23 protein-coding genes are annotated in these 20192 nt (G+C 72.0%); 17 read left to right on the top strand and 6 right to left on the bottom strand.

All coding sequences use genetic code 11. The features are described from left to right. From AB0J02_RS11775 to truA, 3 genes are all read left to right on the top strand, one after another. Positions 1-190 (top strand): DNA-directed RNA polymerase subunit alpha C-terminal domain-containing protein (locus AB0J02_RS11775; RefSeq protein WP_363193421.1); only part of this gene is annotated, 190 nt, incomplete at its 5' end. Positions 191-309: 119 nt separating this feature from the next. Continuing rightward, positions 310-807, top strand: coding sequence for a 50S ribosomal protein L17 (gene rplQ, locus AB0J02_RS11770; protein WP_363193420.1), 498 nt, complete (start codon positions 310-312; stop codon positions 805-807). A gap of 107 nt (positions 808-914) precedes the next feature. After that, the gene (gene truA / locus AB0J02_RS11765; RefSeq protein WP_363193419.1) at positions 915-1769 is read left to right on the top strand and encodes a tRNA pseudouridine(38-40) synthase TruA; all 855 of its coding nucleotides are present in this window, start codon (positions 915-917) and stop codon (positions 1767-1769) included. Positions 1770-1806: 37 nt separating this feature from the next. On the opposite strand, the gene AB0J02_RS11760 is transcribed toward truA, so the two are convergent. After that, positions 1807-2652, bottom strand: a complete 846-nt coding sequence (locus AB0J02_RS11760) for a hypothetical protein (RefSeq protein WP_363193418.1) — start codon at positions 2650-2652, stop codon at positions 1807-1809. A 382-nt stretch (positions 2653-3034) separates the two neighbouring features. On the opposite strand from AB0J02_RS11760, the gene rplM reads away from it, so the two are divergent. The 3 genes from rplM (at position 3035) to glmM (ending at position 5498) form a co-directional block, all read left to right on the top strand. After that, positions 3035-3478, top strand: a complete 444-nt coding sequence (rplM, locus tag AB0J02_RS11755; RefSeq protein WP_164303414.1) for a 50S ribosomal protein L13 — start codon at positions 3035-3037, stop codon at positions 3476-3478. Between the two features lie 44 nt (positions 3479-3522). After that, positions 3523-4038, top strand: coding sequence for a 30S ribosomal protein S9 (rpsI, locus tag AB0J02_RS11750; RefSeq protein WP_351458193.1), 516 nt, complete (start codon positions 3523-3525; stop codon positions 4036-4038). Between the two features lie 101 nt (positions 4039-4139). Next, a complete protein-coding gene (gene glmM, locus AB0J02_RS11745; RefSeq protein ID WP_363193417.1) occupies positions 4140-5498 on the top strand; it encodes a phosphoglucosamine mutase in 1359 nt (452 codons plus the stop codon). Between the two features lie 76 nt (positions 5499-5574). On the opposite strand, the gene coaA is transcribed toward glmM, so the two are convergent. Continuing rightward, a complete protein-coding gene (coaA, locus tag AB0J02_RS11740) occupies positions 5575-6585 on the bottom strand; it encodes a type I pantothenate kinase (protein ID WP_363193416.1) in 1011 nt (336 codons plus the stop codon). A gap of 196 nt (positions 6586-6781) precedes the next feature. Between coaA and AB0J02_RS11735 the strand changes: the two genes are divergently transcribed. The 3 genes from AB0J02_RS11735 to AB0J02_RS11725 are packed head-to-tail and all read left to right on the top strand — an operon-like array spanning position 6782 to position 9302. After that, positions 6782-7042: a hypothetical protein gene (locus AB0J02_RS11735; RefSeq protein WP_363193415.1), complete on the top strand. Its 261-nt coding sequence runs from the start codon at positions 6782-6784 to the stop codon at positions 7040-7042. Between the two features lie 10 nt (positions 7043-7052). After that, positions 7053-8900 (top strand): glutamine--fructose-6-phosphate transaminase (isomerizing), encoded by a 1848-nt coding sequence (gene glmS, locus AB0J02_RS11730; protein WP_363193414.1) that lies wholly within the window; start codon positions 7053-7055, stop codon positions 8898-8900. 30 nt (positions 8901-8930) lie between these two features. Next, entirely contained in the window at positions 8931-9302 is a 372-nt protein-coding gene (locus AB0J02_RS11725; protein WP_363193413.1) for a holo-ACP synthase, read from the top strand. Positions 9303-9474: 172 nt separating this feature from the next. Here the strand turns inward: AB0J02_RS11725 and AB0J02_RS11720 are convergent, their stop codons facing one another. From AB0J02_RS11720 to AB0J02_RS11710, 3 genes are read right to left on the bottom strand one after another with little or no spacing between them, the layout of a single operon-like run. Then, on the bottom strand, positions 9475-10974 hold the full coding sequence (locus AB0J02_RS11720; RefSeq protein WP_363193412.1) for an NAD(P)H-hydrate dehydratase: 1500 nt from the start codon (positions 10972-10974) through the stop codon (positions 9475-9477). Between the two features lies 1 nt (position 10975). Next, positions 10976-11809, bottom strand: coding sequence for an alpha/beta hydrolase (locus AB0J02_RS11715; protein ID WP_363193411.1), 834 nt, complete (start codon positions 11807-11809; stop codon positions 10976-10978). Next, positions 11806-12423, bottom strand: coding sequence for a TetR-like C-terminal domain-containing protein (locus AB0J02_RS11710; protein ID WP_363193449.1), 618 nt, complete (start codon positions 12421-12423; stop codon positions 11806-11808). Before AB0J02_RS11710 ends, AB0J02_RS11715 begins: the two co-directional genes overlap by 4 nt. Before the next feature lie 155 nt (positions 12424-12578). Here AB0J02_RS11710 and AB0J02_RS11705 point away from each other — a divergent pair, with 155 nt between their 5' ends. The 4 genes from AB0J02_RS11705 to tsaE are packed head-to-tail and all read left to right on the top strand — an operon-like array spanning position 12579 to position 16483. Beyond that, positions 12579-13499: a L,D-transpeptidase gene (locus AB0J02_RS11705; protein WP_363193410.1), complete on the top strand. Its 921-nt coding sequence runs from the start codon at positions 12579-12581 to the stop codon at positions 13497-13499. Positions 13500-13535: 36 nt separating this feature from the next. Next, complete coding sequence (gene alr, locus AB0J02_RS11700; RefSeq protein WP_363193409.1) at positions 13536-14699, top strand: alanine racemase; 1164 nt, start codon at positions 13536-13538, stop codon at positions 14697-14699. Between the two features lie 52 nt (positions 14700-14751). Beyond that, positions 14752-15984 (top strand): alpha/beta hydrolase, encoded by a 1233-nt coding sequence (locus AB0J02_RS11695; protein ID WP_363193408.1) that lies wholly within the window; start codon positions 14752-14754, stop codon positions 15982-15984. Then, positions 15947-16483, top strand: coding sequence for a tRNA (adenosine(37)-N6)-threonylcarbamoyltransferase complex ATPase subunit type 1 TsaE (tsaE, locus tag AB0J02_RS11690; protein WP_363193407.1), 537 nt, complete (start codon positions 15947-15949; stop codon positions 16481-16483). Before AB0J02_RS11695 ends, tsaE begins: the two co-directional genes overlap by 38 nt. 385 nt (positions 16484-16868) lie before the next feature. On the opposite strand, the gene AB0J02_RS11685 is transcribed toward tsaE, so the two are convergent. Then, a complete protein-coding gene (locus tag AB0J02_RS11685) occupies positions 16869-17441 on the bottom strand; it encodes a hypothetical protein (RefSeq protein WP_363193406.1) in 573 nt (190 codons plus the stop codon). Positions 17442-17564: 123 nt separating this feature from the next. Here AB0J02_RS11685 and tsaB point away from each other — a divergent pair, with 123 nt between their 5' ends. From tsaB to AB0J02_RS11665, 4 genes are read left to right on the top strand one after another with little or no spacing between them, the layout of a single operon-like run. After that, positions 17565-18221, top strand: a complete 657-nt coding sequence (gene tsaB, locus AB0J02_RS11680; protein WP_363193405.1) for a tRNA (adenosine(37)-N6)-threonylcarbamoyltransferase complex dimerization subunit type 1 TsaB — start codon at positions 17565-17567, stop codon at positions 18219-18221. A 26-nt stretch (positions 18222-18247) separates the two neighbouring features. Further along, entirely contained in the window at positions 18248-18766 is a 519-nt protein-coding gene (gene rimI, locus AB0J02_RS11675; protein WP_363193448.1) for a ribosomal protein S18-alanine N-acetyltransferase, read from the top strand. Continuing rightward, positions 18759-19859 (top strand): tRNA (adenosine(37)-N6)-threonylcarbamoyltransferase complex transferase subunit TsaD, encoded by a 1101-nt coding sequence (tsaD, locus tag AB0J02_RS11670; protein WP_363193404.1) that lies wholly within the window; start codon positions 18759-18761, stop codon positions 19857-19859. The genes rimI and tsaD overlap by 8 nt, the downstream gene beginning before the upstream one ends. Further along, positions 19856-20104 (top strand): hypothetical protein, encoded by a 249-nt coding sequence (locus tag AB0J02_RS11665; RefSeq protein ID WP_363193403.1) that lies wholly within the window; start codon positions 19856-19858, stop codon positions 20102-20104. The genes tsaD and AB0J02_RS11665 overlap by 4 nt, the downstream gene beginning before the upstream one ends. The last annotated feature ends 88 nt before the right edge of the window (positions 20105-20192 follow it).

Genomic DNA, 20192 nt, shown 5'->3' with positions numbered 1-20192 from the left:
CTCGGAGGCCGACCTGCTCGACATCCGCAACTTCGGTGCGAAGTCGATCGACGAGGTCAAGGCGAAGCTGCACGGTATGGGCCTCGCCCTGAAGGACTCGCCGCCCGGATTCGACCCGACCGCCGCCGCCGACGCCTTCGGTGCCGACGACGACGCGGACGCGGGTTTCGTGGAGACCGAGCAGTACTGATCGGTCTCGCCCTCCGGGGGACACGCACCACGTCCCCCGGATCTCCGACAGGCGACCGCCTGCTCGGATACTGACCTCGGTACCTAGTACGGCCGGGGCAGACACCAAGGAGAAACATCATGCCGAAGCCCACCAAGGGTGCCCGTCTGGGCGGCAGCGCCGCGCACGAGAAGCTGCTTCTCGCGAACCTCGCGAAGTCGCTCTTCGAGCACGGCAAGATCACGACGACCGAGGCCAAGGCCCGTCGTCTGCGCCCGTACGCGGAGCGTCTGGTCACCAAGGCGAAGAAGGGCGACCTTCACAACCGCCGTCAGGTGCTCACGGTCATCACGGACAAGAGCGTCGTCCACACGCTCTTCACCGAGATCGGCCCGCGTTACGAGAACCGTCCGGGTGGTTACACCCGTATCACCAAGATCGGTAACCGTCGTGGCGACAACGCGCCCATGGCTGTCATCGAGCTGGTCGAGGCCCTGACGGTCGCGCAGCAGGCCACCGGTGAGGCCGAGGCCGCCACCAAGCGCTCCGCCAAGGACGCCGAGGCTGCCGCTCCGGCCGCCGAGGTCGTCGAGGACGCCAAGCCGGCCGAGGCCGACACGGAGTCCAAGGACGCCTGAGGCTCCGCCTCGTTGTCAGTGTGAGCGGGTCCGCCCTTCCGGGGCGGGCCCGCTTTCGCGTTCATGCCATGTGGGCGCGTGGGTGCGGGTGTGGAAAGGATCTGGGTGTGAGTGACGAAGCAGCCGACGGGTTCGTGCGCGTACGGCTCGACCTGTCGTACGACGGCAAGGACTTCTCCGGGTGGGCCAAGCAGGCCGGCGGGCGGCGGACCGTGCAGGGGGAGATCGAGGACGCGCTGCGCACCGTGACCCGGTCCTCGACGGCGTACGAGCTGACCGTGGCGGGGCGGACCGACGCCGGGGTGCACGCGCGGGGGCAGGTGGCGCACGTGGACCTGCCGGAGGGCGTGTGGGCCGAGCACAGCGAGAAGCTGCTGAAGCGGCTCGCCGGGCGGCTGCCCAAGGACGTGCGGGTGTGGTCGGTGCGGGAGGCGCCCAGCGGCTTCAACGCCCGGTTCTCGGCTGTGTGGCGGCGCTACGCGTACCGCGTGACCGACCACCAGGGCGGCGTCGACCCGCTGCTGCGGGGCCATGTGCTGTGGCACGACTGGCCGCTGGACGTCGACGCCATGAACGCGGCCGCCGAGCACCTGCTCGGGGAGCACGACTTCGCCGCGTACTGCAAGCGGCGTGAGGGTGCCACGACCATTCGTACGCTGCAGGAGCTGAGCCTGGTGCGCGGCGACGACGGGATCATCACCGCCACCGTGCGGGCCGACGCCTTCTGCCACAACATGGTGCGGTCCCTGATCGGCGCGTTGCTGTTCGTCGGGGACGGGCACCGGGGCGCCGACTGGCCGGGCAAGGTGCTGGCCGCCGGGGTGCGGGATTCGGCCGTGCACGTGGTGCGGCCGCACGGCCTGACCCTGGAGGAGGTGGGCTACCCCGCCGACGCGCTGCTGGCGGCCCGCAACAAGGAGGCGCGGAACAAGCGGACGCTGCCGGGAGCGGGCTGCTGCTGAGACGCGCGGCGGGGTGCGACGGCGCCGCGCGCCGTGGTCAGCCCGCCGTGGCCGCTGCCGAGGCCTGTGCCTCGCCGCGCCGCTTGATCTGCTGGAACGTGAACTCCTGGAGGTCGTCGCCCAGGGGGTACACCGCGGGGTCCTTCACGGTGGTGTCCTTGTCGGTGGTGTGGCCGCCGTTGGTGAAGTAGGTGTAGCGGCCTACGGAGTTCGCGGTCGAGCGGCACACCGTCGTACGGCAGAACGTGGGCACACCGGAGCCGGGGAGCGACAGGATCGCGCCGTCGAAGTCGTACTGCTCCTTGGCCCGGGTCGCCGCGGCCTTGGTGTCGAAGACGGCGACGCCGATGGTGACCGCCGCGCCGCTCTTGTAGTAGGTGGCGCGGATGACCTGCGTGCAGCCGTTCTTCTTCAGGACGGCGGGCAGGCCCTTCGTGGCGACGGAGGCGCAGTCCGTCGTACGCGATGTGGCGCCCTTGGTGTAGACGTGGCCGCCCACGGTGAGCGTCTTGCCGGGGTACAGGGTGTCCGCGGTGAGCGGCGCCTTGTCCTTGGCCGCGCTGTCGATGAAGTCGTTCGGATTCAGCGGCGGCGGCGGTGTCGTCTCCGCGAAGGAGGGGCCCGGCGTCTTTCCCGCGCTGGGGATGTCCGCGGTGCCGGGCAGCCGGCCGGCCGGTTTGTCGGCGGTGCTGCTGCCGTTCGCGGAGACGATGCCCCAGGCGACGACCGAGCCGACCGCCAGCGTGGCGACGACGGCCCCGCCGATCATCATCCAGCGCTTCTTGCGCGCGCGTGCCTCCGAGGCCTCGGCTAGTGCCGCCCAGTCCGGGGCGCCCCCGCTGTCTCCGGACCCCCACGAGGGTCCCCCCTGCCCGAAACTCATGGGGCGCATCTTAGACGGCTCGGATGGGGCCAGGGAGACGCCTGATGCGGTCGGGGCCGACCCTGTGTGTGCTGACCGTCACTGTGGTGCGGGGCCGGGCGCTCCGCTGGGCCGTTAGGCTGGAAGTGACCGGGCGGGCCCTGGTCCCGGAGCCGTGGTCGGACAGCGTTTTGACCCATCCGGGGCGCCCCGGGTACTCTGCCTAGTTGTTATACGTATCGGCCTGGTCGTTCTCAGGCGAGAGGCCCTTACGTAGGTTCCCTGGAGCAGTTACCAGTGGGCGGCATACGGGCGCTGAACCCGGCAGTGTCGTCCCCAGCTGCACGATCGCTTCAGTGATGCCACGTTTCAGCACCCATCCACTGAAGAAGAAGGCTGCTAAGTGCGTACGTACAGCCCCAAGCCCGGCGATGTGACTCGCCAGTGGCACGTCATTGACGCCCAGGACATCGTCCTGGGCCGTCTGGCCACCACTGCCGCGAACCTCCTGCGCGGCAAGCACAAGCCGACCTATGCCCCGCACATGGACATGGGCGACTTCGTCGTCATCATCAACGCGGACAAGGTTCACCTGTCCGGCAACAAGAAGACCCAGAAGATGGCGTACCGCCACTCCGGTTACCCGGGCGGTCTGCGCTCCGTGCGCTACGACGACCTCCTGGCGAACAACCCGGAGAAGGCCGTCGAGAAGGCCATCAAGGGCATGATCCCCAAGAACACGCTCGGCCGTCAGATGCTCTCGAAGCTGAAGGTCTACTCGGGCGACCAGCACCCGCACGCTGCCCAGCAGCCGGTGCCGTTCGAGATCACCCAGGTCGCGCAGTAGTTCCGGCCACACCCCCAAAGACAGAAAAGAATCTGAGGAGCATCGTGGCCGAGACCACCGCCGAGACGCCGGTCGAAGAGATCGTCGACGTCGAGAGCTACACCACCGAGTCGGACGCGCCCGTCGAGGGCGAGTACACCTCGGAGTCCAACCCGGCCCGCTTCGGTGACCCGCAGCCGGCCGCCGGCCTGGGCCGCCGCAAGAACGCCATCGCGCGCGTTCGCATCGTGCCCGGCACCGGCAAGTGGAAGGTCAACGGGCGCACGCTCGAGGACTACTTCCCGAACAAGGTCCACCAGCAGGAAGTCAACGAGCCCTTCAAGGTGCTCGAGCTCGACGGCCGCTACGACGTCATCGCCCGCATCGCGGGTGGCGGCGTCTCCGGTCAGGCCGGTGCCCTGCGCCTCGGCGTGGCCCGCGCGCTGAACGAGGCCGACGTGGACAACAACCGCCCGGCGCTGAAGAAGGCCGGTTACCTGAAGCGTGACGACCGTGCGGTCGAGCGCAAGAAGGCCGGTCTCAAGAAGGCCCGTAAGGCCCCGCAGTACAGCAAGCGCTAAATCTCGCTGCCTGCTTGTCTTTTCCTGTTCGCCCCGGCGGCACTTCGCGTGCCGCCGGGGCGTTCGGCTTATGGATGACGTGAAGTTTCGGAGGACATCAAGTGGGACGACTCTTCGGCACCGACGGCGTGCGCGGTGTGGCCAACGCGGATCTGACGGCCGAGCTGGCGCTCGGGCTCTCCGTCGCCGCCGCGCACGTACTCGGTGAGGCGGGCACCTTCGCGGGGCACCGCCCGGTCGCGGTCGTCGGCCGTGACCCCCGGGCCTCGGGCGAGTTCCTGGAGGCCGCGGTCGTCGCCGGGCTGGCCAGCGCGGGCGTCGACGTCCTGCGCGTCGGTGTGCTGCCCACCCCCGCGGTGGCGTATCTCACCGGCGCGCTGGGGGCCGACCTCGGCGTGGTGCTCTCCGCGAGCCACAACGCCATGCCGGACAACGGCATCAAGTTCCTCGCGCGCGGCGGCCACAAGCTGGACGACGCCCTGGAGGACCGCATCGAGGACGTCTACGAGCAGCACAGCACCGGCGCGCCCTGGGACCGCCCGACGGGTTCCGGTGTCGGCCGCGTGAAGGCGTACGACGAAGGGCTCGACCAGTACGTCGCCCATCTCATCGATGTCCTGCCGAACCGGCTCGACGGCCTGAAGATCGTCCTCGACGAGGCGCACGGCGCCGCGTCCCAGGTCTCGCCCGAGGCGTTCACGCGCGCGGGCGCCGAGGTCGTCACGATCGGCGCCGAGCCGGACGGGCTCAACATCAACGACGGCTGCGGCTCGACCCACCTCGACCTGCTGAAGGCCGCCGTCGTCGAGCACAAGGCCGACTTCGGCATCGCGCACGACGGCGACGCCGACCGCTGCCTGGCCGTGGACCACACGGGTTCCGAGATCGACGGCGACCAGATCATGGCCGTCATCGCCCTCTCGATGCGCGAGCGGGGCGTCCTGCGCGAGGACACCGTGGTCGCGACCGTCATGTCGAACCTGGGCTTCAAGCTGGCCATGGAGCGCGAGGGCATCACCTTCGTGCAGACCGCGGTCGGCGACCGGTACGTCCTGGAGTCCATGAAGCAGCACGGGTACGCGCTGGGCGGCGAGCAGTCCGGGCACGTCATCGTGCTCGACCACGCGACGACCGGTGACGGCACGCTGACCGGGCTGCTGCTCGCGGCGCGCGTCGCGCAGACGGGCCGGAGCCTCAAGGACCTGGCGTCCGTCATGGAGCGGCTGCCGCAGGTGCTCATCAACGTGCCGGACGTCGACAAGTCCCGGGTGACCACCTCCGCCGAGCTGACCACCGCGGTGGCCGACGCCGAGCGTGAACTGGGCGCCACCGGGCGGGTGTTGCTGCGTTCCTCCGGCACCGAGCCGCTGGTGCGCGTGATGGTCGAGGCCGCCGACATCGAGCAGGCGCGGGCCGTGGCCGGCCGCCTGGCCGACGTCGTGAAGTCGGCGCTCGGCTGACGCACTTCCCGTTGTTCGCGCGGCCCCGCCCGGAGTGATTCCGGGCGGGGCCGCGCGTGTGTGTGCGTACTGGCGCTCAGAGCTTGCGAAGGCGCAGCCGCTGCACCTTGTGGTCGGCTCCCTTGCGGATGACGAGGCCGGCGCGGGCGCGCGTCGGGGCCACGTTCTCCAGGAGGTTGACCTGGTTGACGGTGCGCCAGGTCGTGCGCGCGTAGTCCAGGGCCTCCTCCTCCGAGACCTGCGTGTACTTGCGGAAGTACGACGACGGGTCCTGGAAGGCGGTCGCGCGCAGCTTGCGGAACCGGTTGAGGTACCAGCGCTCGATGTCCTCGGCGCGCGCGTCCACGTACACGCTGAAGTCGAAGTAGTCGGCGAGACCGACGCGGGTGCGGCCGTCCTTGCCGGGCAGGGCGGGCTGCAGCACGTTGATGCCCTCGACGATGAGGATGTCGGGGCGGCGGACCGTGAGCCGCTGGTCCGGGACGATGTCGTAGATGAGGTGCGAGTAAACGGGCGCCGTCACCTCGTCCTTGCCGGCCTTGATGTCGGCGACGAACCGGGTCAGGGCCCGCCGGTCGTACGACTCGGGGAAGCCCTTGCGCGACATCAGGCCGCGGGCCTGCAGCTCCTTGGTGGGCAGCAGGAAACCGTCGGTGGTGACGCGCTGCACGCGCGGGTGCTCGGGCCAGCGCGAGAGCAGCGCCTGGAGGAGGCGGGCGACCGTCGACTTGCCGACCGCCACCGATCCCGCGACCCCTATGACGAAGGGCGTGCCGGCCTGGGAGGCCTTCTCGCCGGTGTCGCCGAGGAAGGTGTTCACGGCGCTGCGCAGGCCGTCGGTGGCGCCCACGTACAGGTTCAGGAGGCGGGAGAGCGGCAGGTAGATGTCGCGGACCTCGTCGAGGTCGATCACGTCGCCGAGACCGCGCAGCCGCTCCACCTCGTCGGCGGTCAGCGGCAGGGGCGTCTTGTCACGCAGGGCACTCCACTCGGTTCGGGTGAGGTCGACGTAGGGAGTCGCCTCCGGCTTGTGCCGGTGGGCGCTCCGGGAGGTCGAGTGCAGGGGCTCGGAGACCGGAGAGATCACAGTCCATTGTTACGGCTGTATGGACAGCGCGGGGGGTGGGGTGCGTCACGCGGCGCAGCGCCGCCGCCGTGTCCCGCCGATCGTCACAGCTTGTGCACAGGTATGGACCCGAGGTGGAGATGACCGATACGTTCCCCTGACGCGTCGTGGGGCAGAGCCGTCTCCGCGGGGCGGGAGGGACCGGGAGGGAAACCGTATGTCGGCACTCCGCCTGCCGGGCTTCGTGCGGCGGCTGTCCGGCGCCGCACAGGCCGGCGAGGCCGGTGAGGACTGGGCCGGACACGTCCGCAGCGAGCTGGCGCTCGAACTGCCCGACGAGGACATCGGCGAGGACCTCGACGACTGCCTCGACTTCTACGAGATGGGCAGCAAGCCGCGCTGCGAGGAGGTCGAGTACCTGGGCCTCGTACAGGACGCGCGGGACCGGCTCCTGTGGGGGCGCGAACCTCGGTCCTAGGCTGCGGCCCATGTGTGGAATCGTGGGATACGTAGGTTCTCAGTCGGCCCTCGACGTCGTGCTGGCCGGACTGAAGCGGCTGGAGTACCGGGGCTACGACTCGGCCGGTGTCGCCGTGCTCGCGGACGGGTCGCTGGCCGCCGCCAAGAAGGCCGGCAAGCTCGCCAACCTGGAGAAGGAGCTGGTGGACCGGCCGCTGCCGGCCGGCGCCGCCGGTATCGGGCACACCCGCTGGGCCACCCACGGCGGCCCCACGGACGCCAACGCGCACCCGCATCTGGACAACGCCGGCCGGGTCGCCGTCGTCCACAACGGGATCATCGAGAACTTCGCCGCCCTCCGCGCCGAGCTGGCCGAACGCGGGCACGAGGCGGCCTCCGAGACGGACACCGAGGTGGTGGCGCACCTGCTCGCCGAGGAGTTCTCGGCCTGCGGGGACCTCGCCGCGTCGATGCGTCTGGTGTGCCGTCGGCTCGACGGCGCGTTCACGCTGGTCGCGGCGCACGCGGACGCCCCGGACGTGGTCGTGGGGGCGCGCCGGAACTCGCCGCTCGTGGTGGGCGTGGGCGAGGGCGAGGCGTTCCTCGCCTCAGACGTCGCGGCCTTCATCGCGCACACCCGCTCCGCGATCGAACTCGGCCAGGACCAGGTCGTCGAGGTGCGCCGGGACGCGGTGACGGTGACCGACTTCGAGGGGCGGCCCGCCGAGGTGCGCCGCTACCACGTCGACTGGGACGTCTCCGCCGCCGAGAAGGGCGGCTACGACTACTTCATGCTCAAGGAGATCGCGGAGCAGCCGAAGGCCGTCGCGGACACGCTCCTGGGGCGGATCGGCGCCGAGGGGCAGCTGACGCTCGACGAACTGCGCATCCCCCCGCAGGTCCTGAAGATGGTCGACAAGGTCGTCATCGTGGCGTGCGGTACGGCGTTCCACGCGGGCCTGATCGCCAAGTACGCCATCGAACACTGGACGCGGGTCCCGTGCGAGGTGGAGCTGGCGAGCGAGTTCCGCTACCGGGACCCGATCCTGGACGCCCGCTCACTGGTGATCGCGATCTCCCAGTCCGGCGAGACCATGGACACCCTGATGGCGCTGCGGCACGCGCGCGAGCAGGGCGCCACCGTCCTCGCGATCTGCAACACGAACGGTTCGACGATCCCGCGGGAGTCGGACGCCGTGCTGTACACGTACGCGGGCCCGGAGGTCGCGGTCGCCTCGACCAAGGCGTTCCTGACGCAGCTCGTCGCCTGCTACCTGGTGGCGCTGTACCTCGGCCAGGTGCGCGGCACCAAGTGGGCCGACGAGATCCTCCCGGTCGTACGGGACCTCGCGCGCATCGGCGAGGAGGTCGAGCGGGTCCTGGAGACGATGGAGCCGGTGCGGGAACTGGCCCGTTCGCTGGCCGGGCAGGACACGGTGCTGTTCCTGGGACGGCACGTCGGCTACCCGGTCGCCCTGGAGGGCGCCCTGAAGCTCAAGGAACTGGCGTACATGCACGCCGAGGGGTTCGCGGCCGGTGAGCTGAAGCACGGGCCGATCGCGTTGATCGAGGAGGGCGTGCCGGTGGTGGTGGTCGTCCCGTCACCGCGGGGCCGGTCCGTCCTGCACGACAAGATGGTCTCCAACATCCAGGAGATCCGGGCGCGCGGGGCACTCACCATCGTGATCGCCGAGGAAGGGGACCAGGCCGTCGTCCCCTACGCCGATCACCTGGTCCGGGTGCCGGCCACCCCCACATTGCTGCAGCCGCTGGTCGCGACGGTGCCGCTGCAGGTGTTCGCCTGCGAGCTGGCCACCGCGCGGGGCAACGAGGTGGACCAGCCGCGGAACCTGGCGAAGTCCGTGACGGTGGAATAGCCCGCCGCCCTCAGCCCATAGGGTCGGCGCATGAGCATCATCGGGGTCGGTATCGACGTGGCCGAGATCGAGCGGTTCGGGGCGTCGCTGGAGCGGACGCCCGGGCTGGCCGACCGGCTGTTCCTCCCGGGCGAGCTGCTGCTGCCCGGCGGCGAGCGGCGCGGTGTCGCCTCGCTGGCCGCCCGGTTCGCCGCGAAGGAGGCCGTGGCGAAGGCGCTCGGGGCTCCGCCCGGGCTGCGGTGGGTCGACGCGGAGGTCTTCGTCGAGGAGAGCGGGCAGCCGCGGCTCCGGGTGACCGGGACGGTTGCCGCGCGGGCCGCGGAGCTGGGTGTGAGCGGGTTTCATGTGTCGCTGAGTCATGACGCGGGGGTGGCGTCCGCGGTGGTTGTGGCGGAAGGGTAGCGCCGTGGGGGTGCGTGTTCTCGGCCGACTGCCGCGCCGTCGTGGCTGGTCGCGCAGTTCCCCGCGCCCCTGAGCTGCACGGCTTCGCCGCGCCGTCTCAGGCGCACGGATGCGTTGCGGGGTGCGGGGTGCGTCGTGGCTGGTCGCGCATCGCGGCGGAGCCGCACAGGGCTCAGCCTCCACCGGGCCGAGGCCGCTCACGAGACCTCATCCGCGCAGACGGCCGGGCCGCGCTGATGTCCCGCCACACCACGCGTACCGCCGACGCCACATCCTGCGCGGACACGGGCGCCCCCTGCGCCGCGTGCCGGGCCGCCAGGCCATGGAGGTACGCGCCCACCGAAGCCGCGTCCGCCGGCCGGAGGCCTGCCGCCAGGAGGGAGCCCGTCAGGCCGGAGAGGACGTCGCCGCTGCCCGCCGTGGCGAGCCAGGGCGTACCCGTGGGGTTCACCCGGACCGGGACGCCGTCCCCGTCCGGCGACGCGATCAGGGTCGTGGAACCTTTCAGGAGGACCGTGGCACCGTAGCGCGCCGCCAACTCCCTTACGGACGAAAGGCGTTCAGCCTCGACCTGCTTCCGGTCGCAGCCGAGCAGCGCCGCCGCCTCCCCGGCGTGCGGGGTCAGAACCGTGGGCGCCGAACGGCTCCGCACCGCTTCCACGTCGGCGAGCCGGAGGCCATCCGCGTCGATGAGTACCGGGACGTCCGACGCCAGGACGTCGGACAGACCCGCCGCGTCGTCGCCGAGCCCCGGGCCGATCACCCAGGCCTGCACCCGGCCCGCCTTCGACGGCGGTCCCGCCGACACCAGGGTCTCCGGGAAGCGGGACAGCACCGAGTCGGCGGCAGGGCCCACATAGCGGACCGCTCCCGCGCCGCCGTGCAGCGCTCCGGCCGTGGCCAGGACCGCCGCGCCCGGGTACCGCTCCGAGCCCGCGACGACGCCGACCACACCGCGCCGGTACTTGTCGCTCTCGCCGGTGGGCTTCGGGAGCAGCGCCGCCACGTCGTCGTGCTGCAGTGCCCCGAGGCTCGCGTCGGCGGCGGGCAGTTCGAGGCCGATGTCGACCAGGCGGAGCGCCCCCGCGTACTCGTGCGCGGGGTCGACGAGCAGCCCCGGCTTGTACGTGCCGAACGTGACCGTCGCGTCGGCCCGCACCGCGTCGCCGCGCACCTCGCCGGTCTCCGCGTCCACCCCGCTGGGCAGATCCACGGCGACGACCAGGCCCCTGGACTCCGTTGCCCCAGCGGCCAGTTGGGCCGCGCGCGGGCGCAGGCCGCCCTTGCCGCCGATGCCCACGATGCCGTCGAGCACGAGGTCGGCCCGGGCCACGGTGTCCGCGGCGGTGGCGGACTCCGCGTCGAGGACCGTGCCGCCCGCCGCCCGCAGCGCCGCGAGGCCACCCGGGTGCGTCCGCTGCGGCGACAGCGTCAGCGCCGTGACGCCCGCGCCGCGCCGGGCCAGGCGGGCGCCCGCGTACAGGGCGTCGCCGCCGTTGTCCCCGGAGCCGATCAGCAGGGCGACCCGCGCGCCGTAGACCTTGCCGAGCAGGCCGGCGCAGGCCGCGGCGAGCCCGGCCGCCGCCCGCTGCATCAGTGCTCCGTCGGGCAGCCGCGCCATCAGCGCGCGTTCGGCGGCCCGGATCGTCTCGACGTCGTAGGCAGTACGCATGTCATCGAGTGTCCCCCAGGAGGTGGGTGCGGAGCAGCTCGGCGGTTTCGGCGGGGTGCGTGGACCAGCCGTTGTGCGCGCCGGGGAACGCCGCGAGGGGCAGGCCCAGACGGTCGGCGAGCAGCGCCGCAGGGCGGTACGGGAGGTGGCCGCGCGTGCCCGTGCCCGCCGCCAGGGTCAGCCGGTCGGAGGCCGTCGCGAGGGCGTCGAGATCGGGAACGTAGGCCGCGAAACTGCGGTGTTCGTATTGGAGCGCGAGGGGCGCGTTCGCCAGCAGCCGCTCTCTCATGGCCCGTGCGCGCTCCGGGAGCGGGTCCTGCGCCGGCATCGGCAGCAGCACCGGCCCGACCCCCCTCATGAAGCGCTCGCCCGCCGCTCCCAGCCCCTCGGTCCGGAAGGTGTCGTACACCTCCTGGAAGAACGCCAGCTGCTCGGCCGCGTCCGGCAGCACGCTCCACGACGGCGGCTCGTGCGCCAGTGCTCCGCGCAGCCGTTCCGGGTGGCGGGCCAGCAGGTCGAGGGTGACGATCGCGCCGCTGGACCCGCCGGCCGCGTAGGCGGGCTCGCCGGGCGCGACCGCGTCGAGCAGGCGCAGGGCGTCGTCCGCGTGGACGCCGACCCGCTGCTCGGCGGGCGGGCCGTCCAGCGTGCTGCGCGAGTACCCGCGCGGGTCGTGCGTGAGCACGGTGAAGGTGTCGGCCAGGGCGTCGGCGACCGGATCGAGGACGGCCGCGTCGCCGCCCGCGCCGGGCAGCAGGAGGAGGGCAGGGCCGGCGCCCCGGGTCTCGTAGTGCAGCGTCGCGCCGGGCACGCGAAGCCGGTGGGCGGTGATCAACTGACGTCCCCTTCCTGTCCGTTGACGGGAGATGGCCCGTTGGTGGGCGACGGCCAGTTGGTGAGGGCTACGTGCAGGGCCTGCACCGCGCGCGACCAGCTCGCGCCCGCCTCGCGCCGATGGCGGAAGCCGCCCGCGAGTTCGATGCTGACGAAGCCGTGGAACGTGCCGCGCAGCAGCCGGCCCGCGTCGGTCAGATCCGGTTCGGCCAGGTCGTACCCCTGGAGCAGCGCGTACGTGCAGGTGAGGTTGCGGCGCAGGCCCGGATGGTCGTCGTAGACGGTCGGGTCGAGCTCCTGCTGCTGGGTGGCCGCGTACCGGCCGGGGTGGGCGAGGGCGAAATCGCGGTAGGCGTCCGCGAAGGCGACGAGCGCGTCACGGCCCGCCCGGCCCGCGAGCGCGTCGGCGATCCGGTCGGCGAGGTCGAGTCCGGCGAGGATCGCGACCCGAACGCGCAGGTCGGAGAGGTTCTTGACGTGTGCGTACAGACTCGCGTCCTTCACGCCGAAGCCGCGGGCGAGCGCCGCGACGGTGATGTGCTCGAACCCGACGGTGTCCGCGAGATCGGCGGCGGCCGCCACCACCCGCTCCCTGGTCAGGCCTGCCCTGGCCATCATGAGCGCCCCAACTCCTCTTCTGTCCCGGAAACCTAGATGCCCTAGGTTTTTGGTTACGGTACCTAGGTTCGGCTGGGCTGATCAACGGATTTCCGGGAGATCCCGCCGCGCGGCTGACGGTGATCCGGCGCCTGGCCCGGTTCCCTCGGCCCATGACAAGCCCACCCGTGCGCGGCTCTCTCGCCGCGCTGCTCGTCCTCGCCGCCGTCCTGCCCGCCGGACCGGCCTTCGCGGACCCCGAACCGCCCCGGCCCGCGGCCCCCGGCCCGGCCGCCGCGCTCGTCCCCGGCATCCTCACCACGCCCTACGACAGCCGGCCCCTGGACTCCACGGACCAGACGCTGCCGCCCCGCGTCCACGAGCCGGGCGCGGCGGAGGACTCCATCGAGCCGTACGAGCCGCCGGCCGGGTCCGACCCGCTCATCGAATACGTGCCGCCGAGCGAGGCGCAGTCCGTGCCGGGCAGCCTCGGCGCGCCCGCCGCCGCCTCCTGCACCAGGAAGACCGGCACCCACCAGCGGCAGGTCGAGCGCTGGCTGAAGCGCACGGTCGACGGCAAGCAGTCGCCCGCCGACTGCAGGGCCATCCGCGCCTTCCAGACCGAGCAGGACATCCGCCCGGCCATCGGCTACGCCGGGCCCGTCACCTGGTCCCGGATGCAGTGGCTGAGCGCTCGCAAGAACCCGAACGCGGCGAAAAAGTGCCCCACGCGCGCGTACCGCCTCGCCTGCGTCGATCTGCGACGCCAGCTGATGTGGGTGAGCAAGGGAAGGAAGACCGTCCTCGGCCCGGTCCCGATCCGCAGCGGGCGGGCCGGGAACGCGACCCGTGCGGGCTGGCACAAGGTCTACTGGAAGCACAAGAACCACTGGTCGTCGATCTACAACACCCCCATGCCGTACAGCCAGTTCTTCAGCGGCGGACAGGCCTTCCACGCCATCTACGGCAGCGTGTACAACCCGCCGGGATCGCGCGGCTGCGTGAACATGCGACTCGCCGACGCCAAGAAGCTGTGGCGTGTTCTGAAGAAGAACGACCGGGTTTACGTGTGGGGCCGAAAGCCCGGTACCTGAGGGCTTGTCGGACCGCTCTGAGACACTGGGCGCACGATGAACGAGAACGTGACTGCCCCGCTCCGGGCCCGCGCCGAGATCGATCTCGCCGCCCTGAAGGCCAATGTGCGGTCCCTGCGCGCCCATGCGCCGGGGGCCGCGTTCATGGCCGTCGTGAAGGCGGACGCGTACGGGCACGGCATGATCCCGGTCGCCCGCGCCGCCAAGGAGGCGGGCGCCGAATGGATCGGCACCGCCACCGCGGAGGAGGCCCTGGAGCTGCGCGCCGCGGGCCTGCCCGGCCGCATCATGTGCTGGCTGTGGGTGCCCGGCGGACCCTGGCGCGAGGGCGTCGAGGCCGACCTGGACATGTCGGTGAGCGGCCTGTGGGCGCTGCGCGAAGTCACGGAAGCGGCGCGGGACTTGGGCCGCACGGCCCGCGTCCAGCTGAAGGCCGACACCGGACTCGGACGCAACGGATGCCTGCCCGCCGACTGGCCCGAGCTGGTGCGCGAGGCCCTGCGGGCGCAGGCCGAGGGCCTCGTCACGGTCACCGGCCTGTGGTCGCACTTCGCCTGCGCCGACGAGCCCGGGCATCCCTCCATCGCGCCGCAGCTGGAATGCTTCCGCGAGATGGTCGCGTACGCGGAGGGGCAGGGCGTCACCCCGGAGGTGCGGCACATCGCGAACTCGCCGGGCACGCTCACCCTCCCCGAGACCCACTTCGACCTGGTCCGCCCCGGTATCGCCATGTACGGGATCTCGCCGAGCCCCGAGCTCGGTACGCCCGCCGACTTCGGGCTGCGCCCCGTGATGACGCTCAAGGCGAACCTCGCGCTGGTGAAGCACGCGCCAGGTGGACTCGGCGTCAGTTACGGGCATCACTACGTCACGCCCGGCGAGACGACGCTGGGCCTGGTGCCGCTCGGCTACGGGGACGGCATCCCGCGGCATGCCTCCGGCACGGGCCCGCTCCTGATCGGCGGCAAGCGGCGCACGGTCGCCGGACGCATCGCGATGGACCAGTTCGTCGTCGACCTCGGCGGGGACGAGCCCGCCGCGGGTGACGAGGCGGTGCTGTTCGGCCCGGGGGACGCGGGCGAGCCGACCGCCGAGGACTGGGCGGCCGCGTCCGGGACCATCGCGTACGAGATCGTGACGCGCATCGGTTCCCGGGTACCCCGCGTCTACGTGGACGCGGGGCAGCCTCGCACGACCTGAGACGACGGCCCGGCTTGAGACAGGGAACGGCATTCCGTAGGAGGAACGGCACGTGAGCGAGAGCAGCGCACAGGCCACGGCGGCCGTCGCCGAAGCCGCGGCTTCGGCGAGCTGGCGGCGGGCCGGACTGGCCGGCGCCGCGATAGGCGTGGTCGCCGCGGGAGCCGCGGCCGGTGTCGCCGTCGAGCGGCTGACGGTGGGCCGCGGCATGCGCCGCAGGGCCCGGCTCGCCCTCGACGCCTCGGGACCCTACGGAGCGCTGCGCGGCGTCCCCGGCCGGGCCCGCGCCGCCGACGGCACCGAGCTGTACTACGAGGTCGACGAGGTCGAGCCGGACACCGGTGACGGCGCGCGCAGACGCCGGCTGTTCGGCCGCAGGGCCCCGGCCCCCGTCACCGTCGTCTTCAGCCACGGCTACTGCCTCAACCAGGACTCCTGGCACTTCCAGCGCGCGGCCCTGCGCGGCGTCGTGCGCAGCGTCTACTGGGACCAGCGCAGCCACGGCCGTTCCGAGCGCGGGGCGGAGCAGCTGGAGGAGGGCATCCCCGTCTCCATCGACCGGCTCGGCGATGACCTCAGGGCGGTCATCGACGCGGCCGCGCCCGAGGGCCCGATCGTGCTGGTCGGCCACTCCATGGGCGGCATGACGGTGATGGCGCTGGCCGACCGGTGCCCCGAGCTGGTCCGCGAGCGAGTCATCGGCGTGGCCCTGGTGGGGACGTCGTCGGGGAAGCTCGGCGAGGTCAACTACGGGCTGCCGGTCGCCGGGGTGGCCGCGGTGCGGCGCGTGCTGCCCGGCCTCCTGAAGGTGCTCGGGCAGCGGGCCGACCTCGTCGAGAAGGGGCGGCGCGCGACGGCGGACCTGTTCGCCGGGATCATCAAGCGGTACTCGTTCGCGACGCGGGACGTCGACCCGGCGATCGCCCGGTTCGCCGAGCGGATGATCGAGGGCACGCCGATCGACGTGGTCGCCGAGTTCTATCCGGCGTTCCAGGAGCACGACAAGACGGCCGCCCTGGAGCGCTTCGCACGGCTGCCCGTCCTGGTGCTGGCCGGGGAGCAGGACCTGGTGACGCCGAGCGGGCACAGCGAGGCGATCGCGGCGCTGCTGCCGGACGCCGAGTTCGTGCTGGTGCCGGACGCCGGGCACCTCGTGATGCTGGAGGACCCGGAGGCCGTCACGGACCGCCTCGCGGACCTGCTGGCCCGCGCGGGAGTGCCGGCCGCTGCCGCTACCGTGGGGAGCCATGGAGACACCGGCAGCACCGCACAGCCCGGCGGCTGATCCCGCCGCCCCCGTCACGACCGTCACGGTCACGGTCAACTCCCCGGACGAAATGCGGGAGTTGGGCCTGGCCCTGGCCAAGCGTCTGCGCCCGGGCGACCTCGTCATGCTCACCGGCGAGCTGGGCGCGGGCAAGACGACACTGACCCGCGGGCTCGGCGAGGGGCTCGGCGTGCGCGGCGCGGTCACCTCCCCGACGTTCGTGATCGCCCGCGTGCACCCGCCCCTCGCCGGAGGGCCGGCCCTGGTGCACGTCGACGCGTACCGGCTCGGCGGCGGCCTCGACGAGATGGAGGACCTCGACCTCGACGTGTCCCTGCCGGACTCCGTCGTCGTCGTGGAGTGGGGCGACGGCAAGGTCGAGGAGCTGTCCGACGACCGGCTGCACGTGCTCATCGACCGGGCCACGGGCGACACCACGGACGAGGTGCGCGTCGTGACGCTGCACGGCATCGGCGAGCGCTGGGGCCAGGCCGATCTGGGGTCCCTGACCGGCTGAGACGTCCGTATCCAGGACCCCCGTCACCCGTATTCCGGACCACATCCCGACAACGCGTCGGCAAAATGTTGCGCGGCGCGTGTTCGGCGTGTTCACATGGAGACCGGACTTAGTTAGGTCTACCTAACCACGCCTGCTCGGGAGGCGCTCATGTCGGCTTCGGAACGTGTTGTGCGGCACCCTGAGCCGTCCTCCCGGCAGGACGTCGCGCGCGGGGTGTCGATGGGGGAGCTGCTGGCCTCGTGCGCGGCGGCCCGGGCGGTGTCGACCCCGCCAGGGCAGAGCGGCGCGGAGCGCGAGCAGCCGCGTACGGTTCACGGGCGCGAAGAAGAAGCGAGCCCGCGCTGCGCTTAGGCGAATGACCTGCGTCGGGAAACCGCCGGCGTCAGGGGACGACGACGATCTTCTGGCCGAACGTCGCGAACTCCCACATCGCCGCACCGTCGGCCCGCGACTCCCGGATGCCGCCGGTCTGCTTCGACGGATCCGGCGACGGCGTGGAGCCGTCGACCGCCGCGCTGAACCCGACCGGTACCCCGCCCGTGTTCGCGAACAGTACGACGTGCTCGATCGGCACCCCGTCGGTGCCGGTGACGGAACCGGAGCGCGAGGTCACCGTGTACTTGCCCGCGGTCGGCTCGACCGTGCCGGGCATCACCTGGAACGTGCGCTGCGCCTTGCCGTCCGCCCCTACCAGCCAGACCCGGTCGGCGCCCAGGGCGTAGACGACACGCTCGCCGGCGCCGGACTGCGCGGGCAGCGTGGCGGGGTCCTTCTTGTCCTTGGCGGAGTGGGACGCCGCCGCGGAGGGGGAGGCATCGGCCTTCGGCTTGCCGAAGTCGTCGGGTGTGTTCGCCGACGCCTGGTACGCGAGGAAGCCGACCGCGGCGAGCGCGCCAACGGTCAGCGCGGTCACGAATCCGGTGCTGCTCCGTGCCACCAGGTGCCTGCCTCTCATGTACGTATGTACGCCTGTACGACGCCAGTGACGGCTCTGAGTGACGGTAGCAGCCGGGGCCTCGCGGGCCCCGATGCCGACAGCGCGGACATGTCCGCACCGTCGGAGCCGTAGGCTGTTTGCGTGCTGTTGCTCGCCGTGGATACCGCCACCCCCGCCGTCACCGTCGCCCTGCACGACGGCACCGCCGCCGTCGCCGAGTCGAGTCAGGTCGACGCCCGCAGACACGGGGAGCTGCTGCTGCCCGCCGTCGACCGGGTGCTCTCCGAGGCCGGTGTGAAGCTCGACGCCGTCACCGGGATCGTCGTGGGCATGGGCCCGGGACCGTACACCGGACTGCGCGTCGGCCTGATGACCGCCGACACCTTCGGGCTCGTGCTCGACGTTCCCGTGTACGGACTGTGCACGCTGGACGGCCTCGCGTACGCCGCGAAGGACGTCGAGGGCCCCTTCGTGGTGGCCACCGACGCGCGGCGCAAGGAGGTCTACTGGGCGCGCTACGCGGACCGGCGCACCCGGGTCACCGAAGCCGCCGTCGACCGGCCCGCCGATCTCGCCGAGGCAGTCGCCGGACTGCCCGCGGTCGGCGCGGGCGCGCTGCTCTACCCCGACACGTTCACGGACCCGCGCGGCCCCGAGCACGTGTCCGCCGCCGCGCTGGCCGCCCTCGCCGCCGAGAAGCTCGCGGCCGGCGAGGAACTTCCCGAACCGCGGCCCCTGTACCTGCGCCGCCCCGACGCCCAGGTCCCCAAGAACTACAAGGTGGTCACCCCGAAGTGACGACTCTGACGGCGGAACTGCGCGAGATGCGCTGGTGGGACATCGATCCCGTGCTCGCTTTGGAGAAGGACCTCTTCCCGGACGACGCCTGGTCGCGCGGCATGTTCTGGTCCGAGCTCGCGCACGCGCGCGGTGTCGGTTCGACGCGGCGCTACGTCGTCGCCTACGAGGACGACCGGCTCGTGGGTTACGGCGGGCTCGCCGTCTCCGGGACCGGTTCCGAAGGCGGCTCCGCCGACGGCGCCGACGTGCAGACCATCGCCGTCGCCCGCGACCACTGGGGCAGCGGGCTCGGCGCCCGGCTGCTCACCGAACTCCTGCGGCACGCCACCGCCTTCGAGGTCGCCGAGGTGATGCTCGAAGTACGCGTCGACAACACGCGGGCGCAGAAGCTCTACGAGCGTTTCGGCTTCGAGCCGATCGGCTTCCGCCGCGGCTACTACCAGCCGGGCAACGTGGACGCCCTCGTGATGCGCCTGACCACCACCCAAGAACCCGCACCGGCAACTCCCGTACCAGGAACCGAAGAGAAGAATGATGGCTGACGAACCGCTCGTCCTCGGTATCGAGACCTCCTGCGACGAGACCGGCGTCGGCATCGTCCGCGGCACCACCCTGCTCGCCGACGCCGTCGCCTCCAGCGTCGACGAACACGCCCGCTTCGGCGGCGTCGTGCCCGAGGTCGCCTCCCGCGCGCACCTGGAGGCGATGGTCCCGACGATCCGCCGGGCCCTGAAGGACGCGGGCATCACCGCGAAGGACCTCGACGGGATCGCCGTCACCGCCGGGCCGGGGCTCGCGGGCGCGCTGCTCGTCGGCGTCTCGGCCGCGAAGGCGTACGCGTACGCCCTCGGCAAGCCGCTCTACGGCGTCAATCACCTGGCCTCGCACATCTGCGTCGACCAGCTGGAGCACGGCACGCTGCCCGAGCCGACGATGGCGCTCCTGGTGTCCGGCGGCCACTCCTCGCTCCTGCTGTCCAGCGACATCACCTCGGACGTGCGGCCGCTCGGCGCGACCATCGACGACGCGGCGGGCGAGGCCTTCGACAAGATCGCGCGGGTGCTGAACCTCGGCTTCCCCGGCGGCCCCGTCATCGACCGGTACGCGAAGGAGGGCGACCCGAACGCGATCGCCTTCCCGCGCGGACTGACCGGCCCGCGCGACGCCGCGTACGACTTCTCCTTCTCCGGCCTCAAGACCGCCGTGGCCCGCTGGATCGAGGCCAGGCGGGCGGCCGGTGAGGACGTGCCCGTGCGCGACGTGTCGGCGTCCTTCCAGGAGGCGGTCGTCGACGTGCTGACCCGCAAGGCGGTGCGTGCCTGCAAGGACGAGGGCGTCGACCACCTCATGATCGGCGGCGGGGTGGCCGCCAACTCGCGGCTGCGGGCGCTGGCCCAGGAACGTTGTGAGCGGGCCGGGATCCGGTTGCGGGTGCCGCGCCCCAAGCTCTGCACGGACAACGGCGCGATGGTCGCCGCGCTCGGCGCCGAGATGGTGGCGCGCAACCGGGAGCCGTCGTCCTGGGACCTGTCGGCGGACTCGTCGCTGCCGGTGACGGAGCCGCACGTGCCCGGCCATCATCACCACGGGCACGACCACGTGCACGAGGTCAGCAAGGAGAACCTGTACTCGTGAGCGTCGCGCTGATGTGGGAGGCCCGGGCCGTCGAGGGCCGCGGCGAGGAGCTGCTCGCCTGGGTGAAGGCGCAGGTCCTGGCGCGGGCGCCGGAGCGCCGCGAGACGTTGCGCGCTCCGCGGGACCGGGTCCTCGTGATCACGTGGTGGGATGCCGACTACGACGCCGTGCTGCCCGAACTCCCCGAGCCCGGGGCCGAGTTGGTGACCCGGGCCGTGCACAGGTGGCGTTTCGAGGCGGTCTGACATCGGGTCCGCCGCCCGGTCCGCGGGCAGCTGAGAACTGACTGAGATTTCCGAAAATCGTCTGCCAAGTGGTTTACCGCTGTAATAA

The organism is Streptomyces sp. NPDC050264, from assembly GCF_040655895.1.
Taxonomy (GTDB): Bacteria; Actinomycetota; Actinomycetes; order Streptomycetales; family Streptomycetaceae; genus Streptomyces.
The sequence above is the reverse complement of the archived record's forward strand: the minus strand, read 5'-3'. Positions and strand labels throughout refer to the sequence as shown.

Bases quoted from the DNA above. Each gene is read 5' to 3' on its own strand.
- AB0J02_RS11760 (WP_363193418.1), bottom strand. From the start codon at position 2,652: ATGAGTTTCGGGCAGGGGGGACCCTCGTGGGGGTCCGGAGACAGCGGG.
- rplQ (WP_363193420.1), top strand. From the start codon at position 310: ATGCCGAAGCCCACCAAGGGTGCCCGTCTGGGCGGCAGCGCCGCGCAC.
- AB0J02_RS11720 (WP_363193412.1), bottom strand. From the start codon at position 10,974: ATGCGTACTGCCTACGACGTCGAGACGATCCGGGCCGCCGAACGCGCG.
- tsaD (WP_363193404.1), top strand. From the start codon at position 18,759: ATGGCTGACGAACCGCTCGTCCTCGGTATCGAGACCTCCTGCGACGAG.
- tsaE (WP_363193407.1), top strand. From the start codon at position 15,947: ATGGAGACACCGGCAGCACCGCACAGCCCGGCGGCTGATCCCGCCGCC.
- AB0J02_RS11735 (WP_363193415.1), top strand. From the start codon at position 6,782: ATGTCGGCACTCCGCCTGCCGGGCTTCGTGCGGCGGCTGTCCGGCGCC.
- alr (WP_363193409.1), top strand. From the start codon at position 13,536: ATGAACGAGAACGTGACTGCCCCGCTCCGGGCCCGCGCCGAGATCGAT.
- AB0J02_RS11725 (WP_363193413.1), top strand. From the start codon at position 8,931: ATGAGCATCATCGGGGTCGGTATCGACGTGGCCGAGATCGAGCGGTTC.
- glmS (WP_363193414.1), top strand. From the start codon at position 7,053: ATGTGTGGAATCGTGGGATACGTAGGTTCTCAGTCGGCCCTCGACGTC.
- AB0J02_RS11685 (WP_363193406.1), bottom strand. From the start codon at position 17,441: ATGAGAGGCAGGCACCTGGTGGCACGGAGCAGCACCGGATTCGTGACC.
- AB0J02_RS11710 (WP_363193449.1), bottom strand. From the start codon at position 12,423: ATGGCCAGGGCAGGCCTGACCAGGGAGCGGGTGGTGGCGGCCGCCGCC.
- AB0J02_RS11705 (WP_363193410.1), top strand. From the start codon at position 12,579: ATGACAAGCCCACCCGTGCGCGGCTCTCTCGCCGCGCTGCTCGTCCTC.
- rimI (WP_363193448.1), top strand. From the start codon at position 18,248: ATGCGCTGGTGGGACATCGATCCCGTGCTCGCTTTGGAGAAGGACCTC.